A 20631-nucleotide genomic window follows, 5' to 3' on the forward strand; every position below is an offset into this window, starting at 1 on the left:
CCTGGAGGAGGAAACCATGCTGAAACGACTGTGTTCGACCGCCCTTGCGGCCTTTCTCGTTCTGCCGGCCGCCGCGATGGCCGACGATCTCGACGGGCTGACGCCGGAGCAATTGCTGCCGCTCGCCCAGAAGGAGGGCAGCGTCACCGTGTTCTCGCTGTCGAGCCGCATCGCCAAGATCGAAGCAGCTTTCGAGGCGGCCTATCCGGGCATCGACCTCATCGGCCTCGACATGAGCTCGACAAAGCAGATCGCCCGTGTGGAGGCTGAGCAGCAGGCCGGCGTGCATGCCGTCGACGTGCTCTACATCGCCGATTCCCCGGTCGTCTTCACGAAGCTCCTGGAGGAGAAGCGCATCGTGAACTACGTGCCGCCGCGCGTCGCGGGCGTGCTGGAGGATCGCTACAAGGCGCCGCTCCTCACGCAGCGTCTGTCGACCAAGGTGCTGATGTACAACGAGAAGGCCTTCCCGGATGGTTCGCCCGTCACCAATCTCTGGCAGCTCACCAAGCCGGAATGGCAGGGCCGGGTGCTGATGGTCGATCCGAGCCAGCGCGGCGAACTGCTTGATCTGCTCACTGAAATCTCGCTCCATCCCGACGAGATGGCGGCCGCCTACAAGGCCGAGTTCGGCAAGGATATCGAAGTCGAGGACGGGCTTGAAGGCGCCGGGGAGCAGTTCATCAAGGCACTCATCGAAAACGACCTGATCATGCTGCCCAACAGCGACGTGCTCAACAAGTCGGTCGGCGACGTCAACGCCAAGAACCCGCCCGTCGGCTTCGGCACCTATTCCGACCGCCGCGACAACGAGAAGGAGGGCTGGGCCCTGCAGGTCGCCAACAATGTCGAGCCTGCCAACGGCATCCTCTTCCCGGCGATCCTGACCATCGCCGACAAGGCGCCGCATCCGGCGGCCGCGCGCCTGCTCATCGACTTCATGTTCGGTGACGACACGCCGACCGGCGGTCCGGGCTTCGAGCCCTTCAACGTGCCGGGCGACTATGCGGTGCGTCCGTCCATCGCCGATCATCCCGATTCCGTGAAGCTCGGCGAACTGAAGGCCTGGACGATCGATCCGGCAAAGACGGCGGCTGCGCGCGGGCGCATTTCCGACCTCATCATCACGCTCCAGTAACGAACCCGCAGGCCGGCGTGTCGCGCGGTTCCTTGTGGGAGCTGCAAAGGCATCAACACGGGCGCGCCGGTCCGCGCGGAGGGTTTTCATGACATCGACTTCGCTTTCCGTGCCATCGGGCAGCCGGCTGTTCCGATCGGGCTTCCTGTTGCCGGCCGCGCTGGTGCTCATCGTCGCCGTGCTGGTGGTCGCGCCGCTCCTGCGCATTCTCCTGTCGACACTGACGCCGGAGGGGTTTGCCGCCTGGACGGCGGTGCTCGCCAGCCCGCTTTCGACCAATCTTTGGTGGCGGCCGCTGCTGAACACCATGCTGCTCGGCTTCAGCGTCGCCAGCGGCTGCCTGCTGATCGGCGGCTTCCTCGCCTGGCTCGTCGTGCTTACCGATGTGCCCGGTCGGCGCTTCCTCGGCATGATGGCCTCGCTGCCCTACATGATCCCGAGCTTTGCCGCCGCGCTCGCCTGGGGCACGCTGTTCCGCAATTCACGCCTCGGCGGTTCGGCCGGCTTCTTCGAGACGAACGGCCTTGCCATTCCAGACTGGCTCGCCTGGGGCCTCATCCCCACGGCCATCGTGCTGATCGCCCACTATTATTCGCTCGCCTACACCATCATCGCCGCCGCGCTCGGCTCCGTCGGGGCCGATCTCGTCGAGGCCGGGCAGATGGCGGGCGCAAGGCGGCCGCGCATCTTCTTCGGCATCATCCTGCCCGTCGTCACGCCGGCGCTGATCGCCGCGGCCTCGCTCACCTTCGCCGGTGCCGTCGCCAATTTCGCGGCGCCCGCGCTGCTCGGCCTGCCGGTGCGCATGCAGACGCTCTCCACCCGCCTCTTCGGCATGATCGAGACGGGGCAGAACGAACGCGGCTTCGTGCTCGCGCTGCTGCTCATCGCCGTTTCCGCGCTGTTCCTCTTCCTGTCCGACCGTCTGGTGTCGGGTCGCAAGGCCTTCATCACGGTCACGGGCAAGGGCGGCCGCACGAAGCGCTTTCCACTCGGCGCCTGGCGCTGGCCGCTCTTTGCCGTCGCACTGCTGATCGGCCTCCTGACCACCGTCACGCCGGTGCTGGTGCTGGCCGCATCCAGCCTCGCGCCGCAGAGCGGAGCGCTGTTCTCCAACTGGACGCTGCATTTCTGGATCGGCGAGGGGGGCGGCGAGATCGCGCAGGGCCAGGCAGGCATCTTCCGCAATCCGGTGCTGATCGACGCGCTCTGGAACACCATCCGCCTCGGCCTCGTCGTCGCCTTCACCACCATGCTGCTCGGGCTGGCGCTCGCCTATACGATCGTGCAGCGCAAGGGCACTCTCCTCGCGACGCTGCTCAGCCAGCTCGCCTTCCTGCCCCTGCTGGTGCCGAGCATCGCCTTCGCCGCGGCCTATATCGCGCTGTTCGGTGCGCCCATCGGCCCGTTCCCCTCGCTCTACGGCACCTTCGCGCTGCTCGTCGTCGCGGCTTCCGCGCATAACCTGCCTTTCGCGGTGCAGTCCGGCCGCTCGGTGCTCGGCCAGATCTCGGCGGATATCGAGGAGAGCGCGCGGCTGACCGGTGCGGGCCTCATCCGCCGGCTCGTCGCCATCATCTTCCCGCTGGCGATCCGCGGTCTCTTCGCCGGGGCGATCCTCGTCTTCGTGAAGATGGTGCGTGACCTCTCGCTGGTCGTGCTTCTCTTCACCGCCACCTCGCCGGTGCTCAGCATGGTCGCCTACCGCTATGCGTCGGAAGGCTTCATGCAGTTCGCCAATGCCATCACCCTCGTCATCCTCGTCGTCTGCCTTGCGGCCTCGTTCCTGGCCCATGTTCTGCAGAACCGCGTCCAGAAATGGAAAGAGCAATGAACGCCATCGCCACCGGCGCTGCGGACGCCATACAAATCCGCAATCTCGTCAAACGCTTCGGCGCCTTCACCGCCGTCAAGGACGTCGATATCTCCGTGCCCGCCGGCTCCTTCCTGGTGCTGGTCGGTCCCTCCGGCTGCGGCAAGTCCACGCTGCTGCGTATGCTGGCCGGCCTCGAAAGCCCGAGCGAAGGGGAGATAGCCTTCGTCGGCAAGACGGTTTCCAGCGGGGCGGGCGGCGTCATCGCCGATGCCGGCCGCCGCAATGCCGGCCTCGTCTTCCAGAGCTACGCGCTCTGGCCGCACATGACCGTCGCGGGCAATATCGCCTGGCCGCTGAAGGTTGCCGGCTGGCCGCGGGAAAAGCGCGAGAAGCGGGTGAAGGAAGTCCTCGCCCTTCTCGGCATCGATGCGCTCGGCGAGCGCTACCCGGCGGAAATCTCCGGCGGCCAGCAGCAGCGCGTGGCGATCGCCCGCACCATCGCGCCGGAACCGAGCATCCTGCTCTTCGACGAGCCGCTTTCCAATCTCGATGCGAAACTGCGCATCGAAATGCGCAGCGAGCTGATGCGCATCCACCGGGCGACCGGCGCGACGTCGGTCTACGTTACCCACGACCAGGTCGAGGCCATGACAATGGCGACCCATGTCGCGGTGCTCAACAACGGCCGCGTCGAGCAGTTCGGCAAACCGATCGATCTCCTGCGCAATCCGCAGACGACCTTCGTCGCGACCTTCCTCGGCACGCCGCCGGCAAACCTCCTGCCGGTGCGCAGGTCGGGCGAAAGCCTCGTCTTCGGCGAGACGGCGCTGGCTCCGGCCGCGCTGGCCGGCGGCCGGGACGAGGTGCAGCTTCTCTACCGCGCCGAGGAGGTCGGCGTCGGCGCCGTGGCCGGCGCACCGACGCTTACCGCGCGGTTTGCCGAGGCCGCGCCGATCGCCGGGCGGACCATGGTCACGGCGATGGTGGGGGATCTGCGCATCACCGGCATGGCCGACGGCTATTTCAGCGCGAGCCCGGGCGAGCCCGTTGCGCTTTCTTTCATTCGCACACCCGATGCGGTCTTCGCGACCACTGGAGAAAGGATACATCAATGAGGCTGATCCTCATGCGCCACGGCGAAACGGAGTGGAACGCCGAACAGAGGCTGCAGGGACAGGACAATTCGCTTCTCTCCGAGCGCGGCGTCGCCCAGGTCAAGCGCTTCCGCGCCTATGCGAAGGCTCTGCAGCCGGCGCGTATCATCGCCTCCGATCTCGGCCGCACCCGGCAGACGGTCGCGCTGATCGGCCATCCCGACGCCCCCTCGGACGAGCGGTTCCGCGAGTTGGACATGGGCGAATGGACCGGCCGCTGCAAGCCCGACCTCATCGCCGAACGGCCCGACGACTACGCGGCCTGGCGGGCCGGGCGCTTCACGCCGGATAGGGGCGAGACCTGGGGCGTGTTTCGCAGCCGCGTTGCCGAAGGGGTGCGCGACTGGATGGCCCGCACGGAGGGCGATCTTCTCGTCGTTGCGCATGGCGGCGTGATCCGTGCGGCCTGCCATGAATTCCTCGACCTGCCGCCGTCCCGTGTCGTGCCGGTAACGCCTGGAACGGCGACCATCCTCAACTTCCCGGGGCGGGACAGATCGGCTGCGCAGCTCGAAGGCTACAATATCGGGTCTGTTGCTCCCGATGTTTCGGTCGCCGATTGATCCCCGAGGCGGATCGTTGCCTTCGGCTTCGTCCGCCTCCACCTTTCCGCGCCTGCGGGACTTTGCGGTCCTGCCATTCGAAACTGCCGGGGAAGTCCGGATCGGCAGGCCGGACTTCCCGTTTTCATCTCAATGTCCGGTCGATGCTGAGAACGCGGCATGCTCCTTGTCGTGCAGGGCGAAGCGGTCGAGCATGTGCGCGCTCGCCTCGTTGACGCCGGACACGGAGACATCGATGCCCTGCCGGCGGTACCTGAGGACGATCTTGTCGAGGGCGCCGACGGCGGTAATGTCCCACAGATGCGCTTGCGACACGTCGATCGTGACCTTGCTTACCGGCTCGGTGAAATCGAAGGCGGCGATGAACCCTTCCGCGGAAGCGAAGAAGATCTGACCGTCGACATGATAGGTGCGCTCGCTCTTCTCCTCGTTCAGGGTGGAGCGAACGTGGAAGAGCCTCGCAACCTTGCCGGCGAAGAACACGCCCGAGAGCAACACGCCGACGAGGACGCCCTTTGCGAGATCGTGCGTGCCGACCACGGTCGCCACCGTCGCCAGCATCACGATGGAAGACGACGGCGGATTTCGGCGAAGGTCCAGGATCGACCGCCAGGAAAACGTGCCGATCGATACCATGATCATGACGGCGACCAGTGCCGCCATCGGGATGATGCGTACGAGATCGTCCAGCACGAGGATGAGGAACAGGAGAAACGAACCGGCCACGAAGGTGGAGAGCCGTCCGCGACCGCCGGAGGTGACGTTGATCATCGACTGGCCGATCATGGCGCAGCCGCCCATGCCGCCGATGAGGCTGGAGGCGATGTTGCTTGCGCCCTGCCCGATGCACTCCTGGCTCTTCGAGCTTGGCGTGTCCGTCATGTCGTCGACGATCTGGGCTGTCAGCAGCGATTCCAGCAGGCCGACCGCGGCGAGCGCCACCGAGTACGGGAAGATGATCTGCAGCGTCTCGAAGGTCAGCGGGACCTTTGGCAGCGCGACGATCGGCAGAGCGGACGGCAGTTCGCCGAGATCGCCGACGGTGCGCAGATCCAGGCCGCCCCACCAGGCGATGCCGGTCAGGACGAGAATGGCGACCAGCGGCGAGGGGATGGCCTTGGTGACATAGGGAAAGAGGTAGATAATCGCGAGGCCTGCGGCGATCATGGCATAGGTCAGCCCCGGCACGCCGATGAGTTCCGGCAACTGCGCCATGAAGATCAGGATCGCCAGCGCGTTGACGAAGCCGGTGATGACCGAGCGCGAGACGAAGCGCATCACGCGGCCGAGCTTCAGGAGGCCGGCGCCGATCTGGATGAGGCCCATCAGCAGCGTGGCGGCGAAGAGGTATTCCAGGCCGTGCTCCTTGACGAGCGTGACCATCAGAACGGCGGTTGCCGCCGTTGCGGCCGAGATCATGCCCGGCCGGCCGCCGGTGAAGGCGGAGACGCAGGCGATGGCGAAGGAGGCGAAAAGCCCGACCTTTGGATCGACGCCGGCAATGACCGAGAAGCCGATGGCCTCCGGAATGAGGGCAAGCGCGACGACGATGCCGGAGAGAATGTCGGCGCGAACGTTCGAGAACCACTCGCGCTTGTAGGCTGTCAGATTGAACATGGGAAAGTCCGCAAGAGTAGTGCATCCAGACCGGACGATGTCCGGCACGTGAACTGGTTTGATGCTTTTGCGTTGTCTGGCGGATCGGCGGCCAGAAGAGCCACCCGGAATTTCACCGGGTCCGGGGTGAATGAAGCCGTTATAGAAAATGTTGCGCGCGGGTCAACGGCGATTTCGGACAAGATGTGGCGGGATGGCCGGAGGAAAGACGATGAAACGAAAGGCAGCCTCTCCTGCGGCGCATTTTCGGGCATCGCGCAGCGCAATCCGGCAAGTCGGGTCCCCGCGGCCGTTGCATCCGTTCTGCCGGCATTCTCCTCTACCGTCGAACATCCCTTGAACCGCCCATGATGTCGGCCGTGGCCTGTCAGTGGTGGCCGGTTACGGCTGCCTGAAGCAGGAAAGCATCTTACTGTCGATGAGATCGATCTCTTTTCGGTTGACAGAGGAAAAGGGCATGCTATCCGTTAATGAGATCGATCTCATTTTCACGGAGGAGAGAAAAATGAGCCGCATCCGCCGCATGATGATTGCTGCAACCGTTTCCATGCTCGCCATCGGCGCGCATGCCGCAAATGCCGAGGACAAGCTGAAGGTCGCCTTCATTCCCGGTATCGCTTCCGACCCGTTCTTCCTGGCGATGGAGAAGGGCGCGCGGGCGGCGGCCGAGAAGCTCGGCGTCGAGCTCGTCTGGCAGGGCAGCGCCTCGGAATATTCGCCGCAATCGCAGATGCCGTTCGTCGATGCGGCGCTTGCCGACGATATCGATGCGCTCATTCTCGTGCCGACCGATCCGGACTCGCTCCAGCCGGCCGTCGTGCGGGCGGAGGCCGCGGGCATTCCGGTCATCACCGTCGACACGACCGTCACCGACCAGGCCTACCTGACCTCTCACATCACCGGCGACAATGTCGACGGAGGACGGCAGGCGGCCAGGACGCTGGCCGGGCAGATCGGCGGCGAGGGCAAGGTCTTCATCATGTCCGGCTCGCCGGGCGCGACGACCAACACCTTGCGCGAACAGGGCTTCCGCGAGGAACTGGCGGCGAACTTCCCGAAGATCGAGATCGTCGGCCGCGAATATGCCAACAGCCAGCCGGCCACCGCGACATCTGCGGTCAACACGGTGCTTCTGAACCATCCCGATCTTGCCGGCATCTTCGCGATCGACGGCACGAGCGGCACGGGCACGATCGCCGCTTTGCGCAACAGCAATGCGGTCGGCAAGGTCAAGCTCGTCGGTTACGACGCCTACAAGGCGCAGGTCGATGCGTTGCAGGAAGGCGTCTTCACCGCGCTGGTCGCCCAGCAGCCGGCCAAGGAGGCGGAACTGGCCCTCGAATACGCCAAGGCGAAGGTCACGGGCGAGGGCGCCGACAAGATCGAGAAATCCGTGGTCATTCCGAACGTGGTCATGACCAGGGAGAATTTCGCGGAGACGGGCTCCTCCATGTATTCGGAGTGAGCCGGCGGCTCTCCTGTTTCCCGCGCGGAGATCTACGACAATGGAAATGCAAGGCAAGTTGGCCCGCCTGAAGGCGTCCGGCCTCAGGCAGGATGTCGTCCTGTTGCTGCTGTTCTGCGTGATGGTGCTGGCGTTCTCGCTCGCCAATCCCCGGTTCTTCTCGGTTCGGGCCATGGCGAACATCCTTCAGGACTTCTCGCCCGTCGTCCTGATGGCGATCGGCCAGACCTTCGTCATCGCCTCCAGGGGCATCGATCTCTCCGTGGGCTCCGTTCTCGGGCTGGCGGGCGTCTCCATGGCGCTCGTCATCCGCGCTGCGAACGAGGCGAGCATCGATCCGTGGCTGGCGATTGCGCTCGGCCTTCTGGCAGCGGTCGGCGTCGGCGTCGTGGTCGGCCTGATCAACGGGTTTCTGATCACCTATTGCCGGCTGGTGCCCTTCGTCGCGACGCTGGCGACGATGGGCGCGGCCGCCGGCATGAGCCTCGTGCTGACCGGCGGCACGCAGATTGCCGGCGCGCCGAAGGAGGTCATCCTGCTCGGCAACGCCACCTATTTCGGCGCGCTGACCGTGCCCGTCATCGCCGTGTTCGTCATCATCGCCGTCTCCTGGGCCTTCATGTCCCGGGCCCGGTTCGGCCGCTGGACCTATGCGATCGGCTCCAATCCCTTCGCGGCGCGGGGCGCGGGCATCGATGTCGAGCGGCATCTCATCAAGCTCTACCTGCTGTCCGGCGTGCTGGCAGCCCTTGCCGGCGCGTTCGTCTATTTCCGGCTCGGCTCCGGCTCGCCGCTCTCCGGGCGCGGCGGCGAACTGAACGCCATCGCCGCGACGGTCATCGGCGGCGTCAGCCTGCTCGGCGGCACGGGCAAGCTGTCGGGCGTCGTGGTCGGTGCGCTCATCACGACCGCGGTGCTGAGCGGCCTCATCCTGATCGGCGTCCAGCCCAACTGGCAGCAGATCGTCGTGGCGGCGCTCATCGCGCTGGCCGTTGGTATCCAGGGACTTGGCGCAAAGGGAGGCCGCTGATGGAAAACGCTTCCGTTCTTTACGAGGTCCGTGGCGTGGGCAAGCGCTATGGCGGTGTCGTGGCGCTCGACAATGTCGACTTCGCCCTGCGCGCCGGAGAGGTGGTCGGCCTCGTCGGCGACAACGGCGCGGGCAAGTCGACGCTGGTCAAGGTGCTGTCCGGCGCGCACGAGCCGGACAGCGGCGAGATCTATCTCGACGGCGTGCGCCGGGTATGGAAATCGCCGCATGACGCGCTGGAGGCGGGCGTCGAGACACTCTATCAGGATTCGGGCGTCGCGCCGGACCTTACGGTGGCGGCCAATGTTTTCCTCGGCCGCGAGATCGTGCGCAAGGGCCTTCTCGGCAAGCTCGGCTTCCTCGACGAGAAGGCCATGCGGCGCCAGGCCCATGCCGGGCTCGAGCAGGTCGGCATCGCCGTGCCGGCCAGCGATCGCCCGGTGGCGCGCCTTTCGGGCGGCCAGCGCCAGGCCGTCGCCATCGGCCGGGCTGTCGCCTGGGCGAACAAGGTCATCCTTCTGGACGAGCCCACCAACCATCTCGGCGCGCGCCAGGCGGGGGAGGTGCTGGAGATCATCCGCAATGCCCGCGCCAAGGGCTTCGGCGTCATCTTCATCTCCCACACGCTGCCGCACGTGCTGGAGGTGACGGACCGCATCGTCGTCCTGCGCCTCGGCCGGGTGGTCGTGGACGCGCCGTCCTCGGCATTCACACCCGACAGCCTCTTGAAGGCGATCACCGGCCTCGGTCAACCTGAAGGAAAATAGCCCCATGCTGCTGCAAGTCGCGCTCGACAAGCCCGAGCATCTCGGAATCCTGCCCGCTCTTACGGGCCTTGCCGATATCATCGAAGTGGGAACCCCGCTTCTCAAGCGGTTCGGCGTCGCCGCCATCACGACGGTGCGCGAGATCTGCCCCGACGTGCCCGTCCTCGCCGATACGAAGACGGTCGATGGCGGCGCGCTCGAAGCCAACATGGTGTTCGGCGCGGGCGCCTCCTTCATGACCGTGCTGTCCTGCGCCCCCAGGGCGACGCACGAGACGGTCGGCAAATGCGCCGTCGCCTTCGGCGCTTCCGTCATCGTCGACACGATCACGGAATCCGGCAAGCCGATCCTGCTCCCGCAGGACTTCGCCCTGCCGGAGGGCTTTGCCTATGTCGCGGTGCATTCGCCGACGGATGCGCGCCTCGCCGGCGACAATTCGACCGGCCACATCGACGCCGTCGCCGCCATGCATGCGCGCGGCTTCCGCGTGTCGCTCGCCGGCGGCATCGGCCCGGCGACGCTGGATTCGGTCATCGCCGTCAAACCCGAGATTCTCGTCGTCGGCAGCGCCATCACAGAATCGGAAACCCCAGGAAAGGTAGCATCATGGATCAAGGAACGGCTCCCGGAACAAGGCCTTGGCTGGCCGTGGGACAAGAAATAGGCGAGCTGCTGGAGCGCATCGATCCGCAGGCCTTCGCCGCCGTCGTGGAGGCTTTCCGCGATGGCGACCGCCGGTGGTTCTTCTCCGGGCAGGGACGCTCGGGGCTTGCGGCCCAGATGTCGGCGATGCGCTTCATGCATCTCGGCAGGTCCGTGCATTTCGTCGGCGAGGTGACGGCGCCGTCCGTCCGCAAGGGTGATGGCCTTTTGATCATCTCCGGTTCCGGCGAGACGCCCGTCAGCCTCAGCTACGCGAAGATCGCCAGGGCCGAGGGCGCGACGGTGATCACGCTGACGCACAAGCCGAAGGGCACGCTTGCCGGCATCGCCGACATCGTTCTGCCGGTTCCGGTGGTCGAGACGAAGCAGTTCGGCGGCAGCCTCTTCGAGCAGACGTGCCTGCTTCTCCTCGATGCGGTCGTGCTGCAGCTTGCCTCCGGCATCGCCGATGCCCATGGCACAATGGCCTATCGGCACACCAACCTGCAGTGAGCCGACGATGCATGGTGTCGTAACCATCGGCGATTGCATCGTCGACGAAATCAGGGCCGAGGGGAAAGACCCCGAGCGGTTCGCCGGCGGGGCAGGGCTCAACCTTGCCGCCGGCATCGCCCGGCTCGGCCTGCCTTCGACACTCGTCACGCGCGTCGGCCAGGACCGGGACGGATACTACCTCCTGCGCTATGCGCGCGAACGCGGCATCCGGATCGTCAACACGCCGACGGTGGACCCGACCGGCGTCGTCAGCTCGACGCGACTGAACGGCGAGCCGAGCTATGCCTTTGCGCCGGCCATGTACCGCCGCCGGATCGCGTTCGGAGCGGAGGCACTGCATGTGCTGTCGAATGCCGCCGCCGCGGTCGTCAACTCGTATCCGCTGGACAATCCTTCGCATGCCGACGATCTGGTGCAGGCTTTTTCCGCCGCGCCCGGCTTGCGGATCGTCGATCCCAATCCCCGTCCGCGCCTGATCTCCTCCCTCCCGGCCTACCGGCAGGGATTCGAGAAGGTCCTTCCCGTCGCGAGCCTCGTGAAGCTCAGCGACGAGGATGTTCAGCTCCTCTATGGAACGGACTGGCGGTCGGTGGCGGAACATCTGTTCGGCATGGGGGTCGAAAGCGTCCTGTTTTCCCATGGTGCAGGCGGAGCGACCCTGGTCGATCGGTCCGGCCTTCAGGTCGCGGTTCCGATTGCGGGCAGACCGGAGCCGATCGTCGATACGATGGGGGCCGGCGACGCGACGCTGGCAAGCCTTGTCGCCTCCTTGCTGCGCGGCGGGCGGCCCGGCACTGCGGATATCTGGCGACAGTATTTGATGGAAGCGATGGCGGTCGCCGCCGCGACCTGCCGCCGGGCAGGCGCCGAGCTCGTCCTGCCGTAGGGCCGCGCCTCGGGCTACCCGGTTTCCATCCCGGGAGGAACCCAATATGGGATATCGACATGCGGTCGGAAAATCGGAACGGAACATGACGCAGGCACCGAATGACAAGGCAGCGAGATTGATCGACGTGGCGCGGCGCGCCGAGGTGTCGCGCGCCACCGCCGCGCGCGCGCTCGGTGGTTACGGCCTCGTCACGGAGGCAACGCGCGAACGCGTCCTGGCGGCGGCGGCGGAGCTGAACTACCGGGTGAACGAACTGGCCCGGTCGATGCGCTCCGGCCGGTCGCTGACGATCGGCGTCGTGGTCGCCGACATCTCCAACTCGTTCTTCAACAGCGCCATCCGCGCCATTATCGAAACCGCCTCGATGGCCGGTTACCAGATCCTCGTTCTCAATACGGACGACGATATCGAGAAGGAGCGTAACGCCGTCAGGGTTCTCATCGAGAAGCGGGTCGACGGCCTTATCGTCGTGCCTGCTTCGCAGCATGAAATCGAGCATTTGCTCGTCCAGAGCGAGCCGGAAGTACCGGTCGTGCTGTTGGACCGGCGCGTCGATTCTGACGAAATCGATTTTGTCACGACGGACGATCGCGTCGCAGCCGGGGCGGCGATCCGCCATTTTGCCGCCGCGGGCCATGTGCGGATCGGCTTGCTGGTGGCGACTGCCAGCGTCGAAGGACATTGCCTGGCCATGCCCGAGCAGGTGGTGAGCACGGTTCGGGATCGTGTCGACGGGGCAACTGCGGCGCTGGCCGAGTTGGGGCTTGCGGTCAATCCGGAATGGACGCGCTACTGCCACAGCAGCGTGGAGACGGCCCGTGCGGCGATGGCGGAGATTCTTGCAAGCCCCGAACCGCCGACCGCTATCCTCGCCACGAACGAGGAAATGGCGCTGGGCGCGTTGGCCGCAGCCCAGGAATTCGCGGTCGGAATTGGCGAGGCTCTCTCGATCATCGCTTTTGACGAAGCGCCATGGACCGGAGTGTTCCGGCCGCCGCTGTCCGTGATAAGGCGTCCTGTCGCCAAACTCGGTGCGGCAGCAGCGGAACTCCTGCTCAAGAAGATCGAGGATAGCTCGTATCGCAGCTCCCAAGTGCTCCAGGCGGAGCTGATCGCACGGCGATCGGTAGAAGCGCCCGCGCTATAGCCGCTTCCGAGCTTGATGGTCGAGCCACACCTGTTCCAACGCCTACACGGCAAGAAAGCCGTCGACCCAACCGAATGGGTCGACGCAGGAGCATAATCTTATTCGATGACGGTGATCTTCGAGCCGTTGAGGAACTTCGCCGGCTCGAAACCGCGGGCAATGGCCATCGGCACCATCAGCAGCTGGATGGGCAGAATCTCCAGGACAGGCAGAAGCCCTTCCGCCACGGTGGGCAGAGACAGGACCGCTTCGCTCCCTGAAAGCGCGGTCGCCGTGCTTTCGGGCGCGACGACGAGGCTGCGGCCACCGAAGCGGGCAATGTCGGCGACGGTCTTCAGATTGAGGTCGAGCGTGGCGCCGGGGCCGCCGAGGAACAGCATGCTGCGGAAACCGTCGCGCACCAGTTCCAGCGGACCGTGGCGGAACTGGCCGCCGGACAGGGCCTGTGTCGGTGCCTTTGCAGCCTCGGCCGTGACCAGCGCGCCCATCATGGCGCTGGCGTAGCTTGCGCCGCGGCCGATAAAGGTCAGAGGCAAGTCATGGCCGAGGAAGGCCAGCATCTCGTCCAGCCTCGCGGGCACCCTGGCCAGAACCTCGTCCGTGGCGTCGGCGAGCGTTGCGATATCCGCGGCGACCGTGTCGCCCCCGTCGATCAGCATGCGTTCGAAGATATAGAGGGCAGCAAGGCCGGCGGTATAGGTCTTGGTCGAAACGGTCTGTTCCGGACCGACCTCAGTCGCCAGCGCCAGCGACGCCCAGCGTGCCAGAGTGTTGTCGCGGGGGTTGGTGATCGCTACGCGGATGCTGACGCCGGCATCCAGTTCCGTCAGGCGGCACAGTTCGACGCTCTCGCCTGACTGCGAGATGGCGACGACCATGGCGCCGGGACGCAGCAGCATCGGTGCCTGCTGGATGAGTTCGGACGTATCCCAGAGCGAGACCGGGACGGGAAGCGACTGGCTCAGCCGCAGCCAGGTGCCGTAGGCACTGAAGAGGGATCCGCCCATGCCGGTGAGAATGATGTGCCGGACGTCGCCCTTGTCGATCGCGGCGCGGATCGCCCGGATGTCGGCGGCGAGGCCGGGCGTGACGAGCCGGCCCAGCTTGCGGATTGCTGCCGGCTGTTCGGCGATTTCGTCGAGATAGGACTGGGACACGGAAACTCCATCAAGGCTTGGGGGTGGGAAAGATTTGCGCGGCGGCGCCGATGATGCCGGCATCGTTGCCGAGCGAGGCGAGCGAGAAGCGGACGGGTGCGAGATAGAGGTCGAGGCCCGAGAGCCGGGCCTCGCGCTCGAGCGGGCCCAGCAGCAGGTTGCCGGCGGCGCTCAGCCCGCCGCCGAGCAGGATGACGTCGGGAGCGAAGATCTGCGCCCAGGTCGCAGCCCCACGCCCGAGCCAGCGCCCGACATCGGCGAGCATCGCCACTGCAACGGGGTCGCCTTCAAGGCCCATCACCACGACATCCGACGCGTCGGGCTCCCGCCCGAGGCCGCGCGCCCTTGCCGCGAGCGGACTCTCCGGCATTTCGGCGCAATAGCGTTGTGCGATTCCGTTCAGGGCGTCTGCGGAGGCGAGCGATTCCAGGCAGCCGACGCATCCCTGCCGGCAGGGCCGACCGTCGCTTCCGTGAATGATGAGCTGCCCGGCGTTCCCGAGGCCGCCGCCCGAGGTGATGAAGGGCTTTCCGTCGACGGTGAGCGCAACGCCGATGCCGGTTCCCGCCGCGATCAGCAGCGAGCGTCGGGCGTCCCTGTCCCTGCCGAACATGGCTTCCGCCAGGCCGGCCGCGGTCCCGTCGTTTTCCATCCGGGCCGGAAGGCCGAACAGGCTGCCGATGCGCTCGGCCAGGGGGAAATCGTCGAGGGCAGGGATGTTGCCGAGATCACCGGAAAGATTGTCCGGATGGATGCGCCCCGGAAAGCCGATGCCGATGCCCAGTGGCTTCGCCTGCGGATGGGCCGACAGGATATCGCCGATCGCATCCGCATATTGCCGGACGATGGCATCTGCGCCATCGGCCTCGCTGACGACGATGCGACGCCGCTCGGCGATTTCGCCTCTGGTCGAGACGAGGCCGATCTTCGTGCTGCCGCCGCCGATGTCGATGCCGATTGCGAAATCCTGTTGCGACACGGGCGGGCTCCTAGAGGCGGTAGCGGTTGACGTTGAGCATGAAGCCGCCGCCCTTGTAGACGGACTTCACATATTCCACGGCCTGATCGGTGTCGGTCACGGTGACGCGCCAGACGCTGAGCACCGGCGCGCCGGGCTCGATCTTCAGGTAGCCGGCCTCCTCGGCGGTCGCTGCCGTGGGCTCGAACAGCGCATCCGTCCAGGTGGGCACGATGCCCCAGGTCGCGGTCATTTCCGCATAGAGCGAGCCGCTCTCGAACATGTCCCGTGTCGCGGAGGGGTAGAGTGCCGTGGGCAGATAGGCGTCCTCCAGCGCCACGGGGTCGCCGTCGATACTGCGAACGCGGCGCAGGAAGATGAAGTCGGTGCCGCTTTCGCCCTCGCTCTGGAGGTGCTTGCGGAAAGCGGGCGAAAGTTGCCGGCGTTCCTCGTAGGCGACGACGGTCGAGCCGGGCTCGGCACCGAGTTTGCGCACTTCCGTCGTGAAGCTGTGGAAGCCGGAGACGCCCTTCATGCGCGAGGCGGTGCTGAAATAGCCGCGGCCGTGCTCGCTGTAGATGACGCCGCGGGCTTCGAGCTGCTTGAGGGCCTGACGGATCGTGACGCGCGAGACGCCGAATTCGCGCGATAGCTCGCCTTCGGACGGAAGGGCGAAATGCGCGCCGTTGCGTGCCTTCACCTCGCTGTCCAGGATTTCGGCCACCTGCACATACATGGGAACGGCGCCGCTCTTGCGGATCGGCTTCTTCTTCAGCCATGTCTCGGTCATCGGTCTTCCTTTCTCGTAAGGGCGATCAAACCGTCAGTCTCTAACATGTCGAGACAAGTCGGCAAGCGCGCCCCGCTGAGCATCCCCTTCAAGCCGTCAGCGCCGCGTCATGGTTGCGGCGATCTTTTCCGCCGCCATGATGATCGGCGCGTTGATATTGGCCGAGGGCACGCGCGGAAGAATGGAGCCGTCGACGATGCGCAGCTTCTCGAGCCCATGCACGCGGCCGGCCGAATCGGTGACGGCGAGATCGTCCGTACCCATCCGGCAGGTGCTCGTCGGGTGGTGCTCGGTATTGGCGACGGTGCGCAGCCACGCTTCGATCTCGGCATCCGTGGCCTTGATGTCGGGTGTGTCGACCGGCTGGCCGCGATAGCGGCCCCAGGCCGGCTGGCGGGCCATTTCCAATGTCTTGCGAATGCCGTCCACCATTTCCAGCGTGTCGCGCCGGTCGGTGAGATAGTTGAAGCGGATGGAGGGTTTTACCGTGGGATCGGCGGATTTGAGCGCGATGCGGCCGCGGCTGTAGGGGCGCATCTGGCTGACGAAATACTGGAAGCCGTCGGAGATCGTCACCTTGCCGGACTGGAAGTCGGCGAGGAACGGCAGGAATTCATGCTGCATGTTGAAATAGGGAAGGGCCTCGTCGCTCTTGAAGAAGGCGCCGACCTCGAAGAAGTTCGTCGCGCCGAGGCCGCGCTTGAAGAGCAGCCATTCGATGCCGAGTTTCAGGCGTCCGACCATGCTCAGTTGCCGGCGGATGGAGACACCGCCCGGTGCGGTGAAGCGCAGCGGGGCGACGACGTGGTCCTGCAAATCCGCGCCGACGCCCGGCAGGTTGGCAGCGCTGGCGATGCCGTGCTCCGCCAGCGCCGCACGGTCGCCGATGCCAGAGAGCATCAGCAGATGCGGCGAGCCGACCGTGCCGGCCGAAAGGATGGTCTCGCGCGCAGCGCGGATCGTCCTGCGTTCGCCCTGCCGGACGATTGTCACCCCGGTTGCCGTCCGGCCGTCGAGGAGAATTTTTTCGACAAGGCAGCCGGTCATGACGGTGAGGTTGGGACGGTTTCCGGCAGGCTTCAGATAGGCGAGGCTGGTGCTGCAGCGCACCCCGTCGCGGATCGTCGCCTGTGTGATATGGACGCCGTCCTGCGCGCCGCTGTTGTAGTCCCCCGCATCCCGCAGGCCGAATTCCTGGCCGGCCTTCAGGAAGGTCCGGTAGAGCGGATGGTCGGCCTTGCTGCGCACGACACTGATGGGACCGGAGCCGCCACGCATCGGGTCGCGTCCCCCCTCGAAACTTTCCAGCTTCCTGAAGAAGGGCAGGCAATCCTCGAAATCCCAGCCTTCGACGCCGAGATCGCTCCAGCCGTCGTAATCCTGCTTCGCCCCGCGCACGAAAACCATGCCGTTGATCGAGGAGCTGCCGCCGAGGCCGCGGCCGCGTGCCTGACCGATGCTGCGGCCGTGCAGTTCCGTCTCCGGTTCGCTCTCGAATTTCCAGTTGTAACGGTCACTTTCGATCGGAAAGGTGAGCGCCGCCGGCATCTGGATGAAGATGCTGCGATCGCTCGGGCCGGCCTCGATGAGGCAGACCGAGACGGCAGGATCCGCGCTCAGCCGGTTCGCCAGCACGCAGCCGGCGGAGCCGGCGCCGACGATGACATAGTCGAATTCCTGGATTGTGCTGCGCATGTCTGTCTCCGATGCAACCGGTCTGCGGCCCTGTGCATCCTCGCCTGTTCGGCCTGCCTCGTGAGAGGTTTTGCGAGGGGGATGGACAGTGGTTCGTCTCTGTGTTAGCAAACTGTCTAACATGTAGTAACAAGTTGTCAAGCGGTCAACTTATCTACATGTCGTCAAAACAACGGGAGCGAGACTATGAAACGAAGGGGATTCATCACGTTGGCGGCGGCGCTCGCCGCCTCCGCACTGTCCTCCAGCGCCTTCGCCATCGACTGGAAGCAGCAGTCCGGCCAGCAGATCACGGTACTGCTCAGCGAGCATCCCTGGACGGCCGAACTGCGCAAGCATATCGGGGAGTTCGAGGCCGAGACCGGCATCAAGGTGAAGATCGACGCCTTTGCCGAAGACCTTTATTCCGACCGTATGAACCTTGCGGTGCGTTCGGCCGATTCCGTCGCCGACGTCTACATGATCCAGATGGACTCGGCGCTTTATACCCAATGGGAAGCCGGGGTCGTCGAACCGTTGACGCCCTATCTCGACGATCCCGCCAAGACCGAGGCGGATTACGATCTCGCCGACTATCCGGAAGGCTTCCGCGCGGGTGCGTCCTTCCCGGTTGGCAAGCCGGATCCGCAGCTCTATGCGATCCCGATCTCCTTCGAGGCCTATACGCTCTTCTATAACAAGGACCTGGTCGAAAAGTATCTCGGCGGCAAGGTGCCGGCCACGATGGACGATCTGATCGCCGCGGCAAGCGAGATCAGCGCCAAGGGTGAGGGCAAGGTCTTCGGCGCATCCATGCGCGGCAAGCGTTCGGCCGAGCTCGTCGACACGATGACGGGCATCGTGCTCGACGCCTGGGGCAGCCAGCCGGCCGATCTTCCCTACAACATCTGGTTCGACGGTGACTGGTCGAAGCCGCGCTTCGACGATCCGCGCATCGCCAAGGGCCTCTCCTATTATGCCGGGCTGCTGAAGGCCGGTCCCCCGAGCGCGCTTTCCTATGGCTGGGAAGATGCGAGCCGCTTCTTCTCCCAGGGCAATGCCGCCTTCTTCGTCGACGCCTCGGTCTTCGGTCCGGGCTTCGAGGATGCCAAGACCTCGGCGATCGCGGGCAAGGTCGGCTATGCGCCGCTGCCGGCCTCCACGGGCGATATCGGCTATAGCGGCCACTGGTCCTGGGGCGTTTCGATCGCGAAGAACTCGCCGAAGAAGGATGCCGCCTGGCTCTTCGTTCAATGGGCGACGAACAGGAAGATGACGGCGGCGCTCGGCGTTGCAACGGGCGGTGCGCCGCGCGACTCGTCCTGGGCCGATGCCGACTACGTCAAGGCGCTCGACGCCGGCTATGTCGCCGCCGTCAAGGAGCAGATGCAGCATACCCGGCCCACCTCGGTCTTCCGCCAGGGCTGGAACGATGTCGTCCTGCTGATCGTCGATGCGATCCACCAGATCTACCAGGGCACGGCCCCGGAAGATGCCGTGGCGGAACTTCAGACGAACGTTCAGGACACGCTCGAATAGACCGGACCCGTGGGGCCGGCGAACCGGCCCCACGCTTTTCAAAGCAGGATCGTATCGACCATGCGCCGAGACAAACATATCCGTTGGCTGATCGCGCCGGCCCTCGTGCTGCTGGCCGCGGGAACGCTCTACCCCGTCATCTATGCCGGCTACCTCTCGCTCCTTCAGTGGAACTGGGGGTCGGAGGCGAAGTTCGTCGGAATGCGCAACTTCGTGCGGATCCTGTCGGGGACCGGCTTTCCGAAGGCGTTGTTCAACACCTTCTATTTCGCGGTCTTCGCCGTCGTCATCGAGACATGTCTCGGCCTCGGCCTGGCGCTTGCGATCAATCGCATCCGCATCGGCGCGGGCCTGATCCGCACGCTGATGATCCTGCCGCTGATGGTTTCGGGCATCGCCGTGTCACTGATCTGGAAGGTCATGCTCGACCCGACGCTCGGCATCGTCAACTATCTCCTGTCGCTTGTCGGCATATCCGGCCCTGCCTGGCTCGGAACCGTGCCGACCGCCATGCCGTCCATCATCATGATCGATACCTGGTGGCAGACGGCCTTCACCTTCATCATCCTCTCATCCGCGCTGAAGAGCCTGCCGGCCGAGCCTTTCGAGGCGGCGAGGCTGGAAGGCGCGACGCCTTTCCAGACCTTCCGCTACGTCACGCTGCCGATGCTGAAGCCGGTGTTGATCACCGTCATCATCTTCCGCACCATCGATACGCTGAAAGTCTTCGACATCATTTTCGGTACCACCGGGGGCGGGCCGCTGAGGGCCACGGAAAGCGTGCAGACCCTCGCCTACCAGACGGCGTTCAAGTCCTACAAGTTCGGCGAGTCCGCGGCCATCGCCGTCGTCTTCTCGCTCATCATCCTGACGCTTTGCATCATCTACCTGGTGATCGACACCGACGATGGAGAAAAGGCATGACCGCCTCCGCTTCCGCCCGCCGCGCGTTCTGGCCCTATGCGGTCGCCGTCCTCGCCGTCGTCGTCTCGCTGTTCCCGATCTTCTGGATACTGACCATCGCGCTGAAGACCCAGGTCGACGCCTTCGCCATGCCGCCGGTCTGGTTCTTCTCGCCGGTCTGGGAGAATTTCGGCAAGGCCTGGTCCTCGACGGGCTTTTCCGGCGCCTTCTTCAACAGCCTCATCGTCTGCGCCATCGGCAATGTGCTGGCGCTCGCCGCGGGCATTCCCGCCGCCTACTACCTCAACCGGAAACATGTGCCGGGGCGGCGCACGATCCTGATCTGGCTGCTGATCTCCTACATGCTGCCGGAGTTCCTGTTCATCGTGCCGATGTACGTGCTCTTCCAGTCCATCGGGCTCTACGACACGGTGATCGGCCTCGCGCTGATCTACCAGGTCTTTACGCTGCCCTTCACGATCTGGCTGCTGCGCGCCTTCTTCGCCGATATCCCCGAAGCCCTTGCCGAGGCGGCCCGGCTGGAAGGGGCGAGCACCTTCCGCATCGTCTGGACGATCTATGTGCCGATCGCCGCCCCCGGCATTGCCGCAACCGTCATCCTCAATTCCATCAAGATGTGGAACGAGCTGACCATCGCTCTCGCATTGACCTTCGAGAAGGCGCAGACCGTGACGCTCGCCGTCGCCGGCTTCCGCGGCTACGCCTCCATCGATTGGGGCGCGATGTCGGCCGCCTCCATCATCATCATCCTGCCCATGGCCCTGTTCGCCATTCTGGCGCAACGGCGCATCGTGCAGGGCCTCAGCCTCGGCGCGGTCAAGTAAGCCGCATCGGATCAATCAAGG

The 20631-nt window shown here is 65.5% G+C and carries 20 protein-coding genes and 1 other annotated feature; of the genes, 15 read left to right on the top strand and 5 right to left on the bottom strand.

The annotated features are described in order from the left end of the window. Positions 1 to 19 precede the first annotated feature (19 nt). The 4 genes from DSD28_RS03285 to DSD28_RS03300 all read left to right on the top strand — a co-directional run bounded on the left by DSD28_RS03285 (position 20) and on the right by DSD28_RS03300 (position 4671). Complete coding sequence (locus DSD28_RS03285) at positions 20 to 1138, top strand: ABC transporter substrate-binding protein (RefSeq protein WP_432430836.1); 1119 nt, start codon at positions 20 to 22, stop codon at positions 1136 to 1138. Positions 1139 to 1226: 88 nt separating this feature from the next. Beyond that, the gene (locus DSD28_RS03290; RefSeq protein WP_119254901.1) at positions 1227 to 2972 is read left to right on the top strand and encodes an ABC transporter permease; all 1746 of its coding nucleotides are present in this window, start codon (positions 1227 to 1229) and stop codon (positions 2970 to 2972) included. Continuing rightward, positions 2969 to 4069 (top strand): ABC transporter ATP-binding protein, encoded by a 1101-nt coding sequence (locus DSD28_RS03295; protein WP_119254902.1) that lies wholly within the window; start codon positions 2969 to 2971, stop codon positions 4067 to 4069. Before DSD28_RS03290 ends, DSD28_RS03295 begins: the two co-directional genes overlap by 4 nt. Then, the gene (locus DSD28_RS03300; protein WP_119254903.1) at positions 4066 to 4671 is read left to right on the top strand and encodes a histidine phosphatase family protein; all 606 of its coding nucleotides are present in this window, start codon (positions 4066 to 4068) and stop codon (positions 4669 to 4671) included. Before DSD28_RS03295 ends, DSD28_RS03300 begins: the two co-directional genes overlap by 4 nt. A gap of 129 nt (positions 4672 to 4800) precedes the next feature. Here the strand turns inward: DSD28_RS03300 and DSD28_RS03305 are convergent, their stop codons facing one another. Further along, on the bottom strand, positions 4801 to 6288 hold the full coding sequence (locus DSD28_RS03305; RefSeq protein ID WP_119254904.1) for a SulP family inorganic anion transporter: 1488 nt from the start codon (positions 6286 to 6288) through the stop codon (positions 4801 to 4803). A gap of 48 nt (positions 6289 to 6336) precedes the next feature. On the opposite strand from DSD28_RS03305, the gene DSD28_RS25745 reads away from it, so the two are divergent. The 8 genes from DSD28_RS25745 to DSD28_RS03340 all read left to right on the top strand — a co-directional run bounded on the left by DSD28_RS25745 (position 6337) and on the right by DSD28_RS03340 (position 12744). Continuing rightward, on the top strand, positions 6337 to 6639 hold the full coding sequence (locus tag DSD28_RS25745) for a hypothetical protein (RefSeq protein WP_162911211.1): 303 nt from the start codon (positions 6337 to 6339) through the stop codon (positions 6637 to 6639). Continuing rightward, positions 6359 to 6414: a sequence feature (sul1 is cis-regulatory element that is thought to sense ions involved in sulfur or methionine metabolism; They are found in Alphaproteobacteria), on the bottom strand. (Overlaps the previous gene by 56 nt.) 154 nt (positions 6640 to 6793) lie before the next feature. Continuing rightward, positions 6794 to 7753, top strand: coding sequence for an ABC transporter substrate-binding protein (locus DSD28_RS03310; RefSeq protein ID WP_162911212.1), 960 nt, complete (start codon positions 6794 to 6796; stop codon positions 7751 to 7753). A gap of 46 nt (positions 7754 to 7799) precedes the next feature. After that, on the top strand, positions 7800 to 8783 hold the full coding sequence (locus DSD28_RS03315; protein ID WP_162911213.1) for an ABC transporter permease: 984 nt from the start codon (positions 7800 to 7802) through the stop codon (positions 8781 to 8783). Continuing rightward, positions 8783 to 9550: an ATP-binding cassette domain-containing protein gene (locus tag DSD28_RS03320; RefSeq protein WP_119254907.1), complete on the top strand. Its 768-nt coding sequence runs from the start codon at positions 8783 to 8785 to the stop codon at positions 9548 to 9550. Before DSD28_RS03315 ends, DSD28_RS03320 begins: the two co-directional genes overlap by 1 nt. A gap of 4 nt (positions 9551 to 9554) precedes the next feature. After that, complete coding sequence (locus DSD28_RS03325; RefSeq protein ID WP_119254908.1) at positions 9555 to 10214, top strand: orotidine 5'-phosphate decarboxylase / HUMPS family protein; 660 nt, start codon at positions 9555 to 9557, stop codon at positions 10212 to 10214. After that, a complete protein-coding gene (locus DSD28_RS03330; RefSeq protein WP_162911214.1) occupies positions 10199 to 10705 on the top strand; it encodes an SIS domain-containing protein in 507 nt (168 codons plus the stop codon). Before DSD28_RS03325 ends, DSD28_RS03330 begins: the two co-directional genes overlap by 16 nt. Beyond that, on the top strand, positions 10662 to 11594 hold the full coding sequence (locus DSD28_RS03335) for a PfkB family carbohydrate kinase (RefSeq protein ID WP_162911215.1): 933 nt from the start codon (positions 10662 to 10664) through the stop codon (positions 11592 to 11594). The genes DSD28_RS03330 and DSD28_RS03335 overlap by 44 nt, the downstream gene beginning before the upstream one ends. Positions 11595 to 11679: 85 nt before the next feature. Next, positions 11680 to 12744, top strand: a complete 1065-nt coding sequence (locus DSD28_RS03340) for a LacI family DNA-binding transcriptional regulator (protein WP_162911216.1) — start codon at positions 11680 to 11682, stop codon at positions 12742 to 12744. A gap of 98 nt (positions 12745 to 12842) precedes the next feature. Here DSD28_RS03340 and DSD28_RS03345 read toward each other — a convergent pair whose 3' ends face one another. From DSD28_RS03345 to DSD28_RS03360, 4 genes are all read right to left on the bottom strand, one after another. Beyond that, positions 12843 to 13901, bottom strand: coding sequence for an SIS domain-containing protein (locus DSD28_RS03345; protein WP_162911217.1), 1059 nt, complete (start codon positions 13899 to 13901; stop codon positions 12843 to 12845). A 10-nt stretch (positions 13902 to 13911) separates the two neighbouring features. Further along, positions 13912 to 14880 (bottom strand): ROK family protein, encoded by a 969-nt coding sequence (locus DSD28_RS03350; protein WP_119254913.1) that lies wholly within the window; start codon positions 14878 to 14880, stop codon positions 13912 to 13914. Between the two features lie 10 nt (positions 14881 to 14890). After that, entirely contained in the window at positions 14891 to 15649 is a 759-nt protein-coding gene (locus tag DSD28_RS03355; RefSeq protein WP_119254914.1) for a GntR family transcriptional regulator, read from the bottom strand. A 96-nt stretch (positions 15650 to 15745) separates the two neighbouring features. After that, a complete protein-coding gene (locus DSD28_RS03360) occupies positions 15746 to 17344 on the bottom strand; it encodes a GMC family oxidoreductase (RefSeq protein ID WP_119254915.1) in 1599 nt (532 codons plus the stop codon). Positions 17345 to 17530: 186 nt separating this feature from the next. Between DSD28_RS03360 and DSD28_RS03365 the strand changes: the two genes are divergently transcribed. Genes DSD28_RS03365 through DSD28_RS03375 form a run of 3 tightly spaced genes read left to right on the top strand, consistent with a single transcriptional unit; the run spans position 17531 to position 20610 of the window. Beyond that, positions 17531 to 18862: an ABC transporter substrate-binding protein gene (locus DSD28_RS03365; protein WP_119254916.1), complete on the top strand. Its 1332-nt coding sequence runs from the start codon at positions 17531 to 17533 to the stop codon at positions 18860 to 18862. A gap of 60 nt (positions 18863 to 18922) precedes the next feature. Next, positions 18923 to 19786: a carbohydrate ABC transporter permease gene (locus tag DSD28_RS03370; protein WP_119254917.1), complete on the top strand. Its 864-nt coding sequence runs from the start codon at positions 18923 to 18925 to the stop codon at positions 19784 to 19786. Further along, positions 19783 to 20610 carry a carbohydrate ABC transporter permease gene (locus DSD28_RS03375; RefSeq protein WP_119254918.1) on the top strand — a complete coding sequence of 276 codons (828 nt, stop codon included), beginning with the start codon at positions 19783 to 19785 and terminating at the stop codon, positions 20608 to 20610. The genes DSD28_RS03370 and DSD28_RS03375 overlap by 4 nt, the downstream gene beginning before the upstream one ends. The last annotated feature ends 21 nt before the right edge of the window (positions 20611 to 20631 follow it).

It is taken from the genome of Shinella zoogloeoides (genome assembly GCF_003574625.1).
GTDB lineage: Bacteria > Pseudomonadota > Alphaproteobacteria > Rhizobiales > Rhizobiaceae > Shinella > Shinella zoogloeoides_A.

Bases quoted from the DNA above. Each gene is read 5' to 3' on its own strand.
- DSD28_RS03290 (WP_119254901.1), top strand. From the start codon at position 1,227: ATGACATCGACTTCGCTTTCCGTGCCATCGGGCAGCCGGCTGTTCCGA.
- DSD28_RS03370 (WP_119254917.1), top strand. From the start codon at position 18,923: ATGCGCCGAGACAAACATATCCGTTGGCTGATCGCGCCGGCCCTCGTG.
- DSD28_RS03375 (WP_119254918.1), top strand. From the start codon at position 19,783: ATGACCGCCTCCGCTTCCGCCCGCCGCGCGTTCTGGCCCTATGCGGTC.
- DSD28_RS03340 (WP_162911216.1), top strand. From the start codon at position 11,680: ATGACGCAGGCACCGAATGACAAGGCAGCGAGATTGATCGACGTGGCG.
- DSD28_RS03365 (WP_119254916.1), top strand. From the start codon at position 17,531: ATGAAACGAAGGGGATTCATCACGTTGGCGGCGGCGCTCGCCGCCTCC.
- DSD28_RS03295 (WP_119254902.1), top strand. From the start codon at position 2,969: ATGAACGCCATCGCCACCGGCGCTGCGGACGCCATACAAATCCGCAAT.
- DSD28_RS03335 (WP_162911215.1), top strand. From the start codon at position 10,662: ATGCCCATGGCACAATGGCCTATCGGCACACCAACCTGCAGTGAGCCG.
- DSD28_RS03300 (WP_119254903.1), top strand. From the start codon at position 4,066: ATGAGGCTGATCCTCATGCGCCACGGCGAAACGGAGTGGAACGCCGAA.
- DSD28_RS03305 (WP_119254904.1), bottom strand. From the start codon at position 6,288: ATGTTCAATCTGACAGCCTACAAGCGCGAGTGGTTCTCGAACGTTCGC.
- DSD28_RS03360 (WP_119254915.1), bottom strand. From the start codon at position 17,344: ATGCGCAGCACAATCCAGGAATTCGACTATGTCATCGTCGGCGCCGGC.
- DSD28_RS03315 (WP_162911213.1), top strand. From the start codon at position 7,800: ATGCAAGGCAAGTTGGCCCGCCTGAAGGCGTCCGGCCTCAGGCAGGAT.
- DSD28_RS03355 (WP_119254914.1), bottom strand. From the start codon at position 15,649: ATGACCGAGACATGGCTGAAGAAGAAGCCGATCCGCAAGAGCGGCGCC.
- DSD28_RS03310 (WP_162911212.1), top strand. From the start codon at position 6,794: ATGAGCCGCATCCGCCGCATGATGATTGCTGCAACCGTTTCCATGCTC.
- DSD28_RS03325 (WP_119254908.1), top strand. From the start codon at position 9,555: ATGCTGCTGCAAGTCGCGCTCGACAAGCCCGAGCATCTCGGAATCCTG.
- DSD28_RS03320 (WP_119254907.1), top strand. From the start codon at position 8,783: ATGGAAAACGCTTCCGTTCTTTACGAGGTCCGTGGCGTGGGCAAGCGC.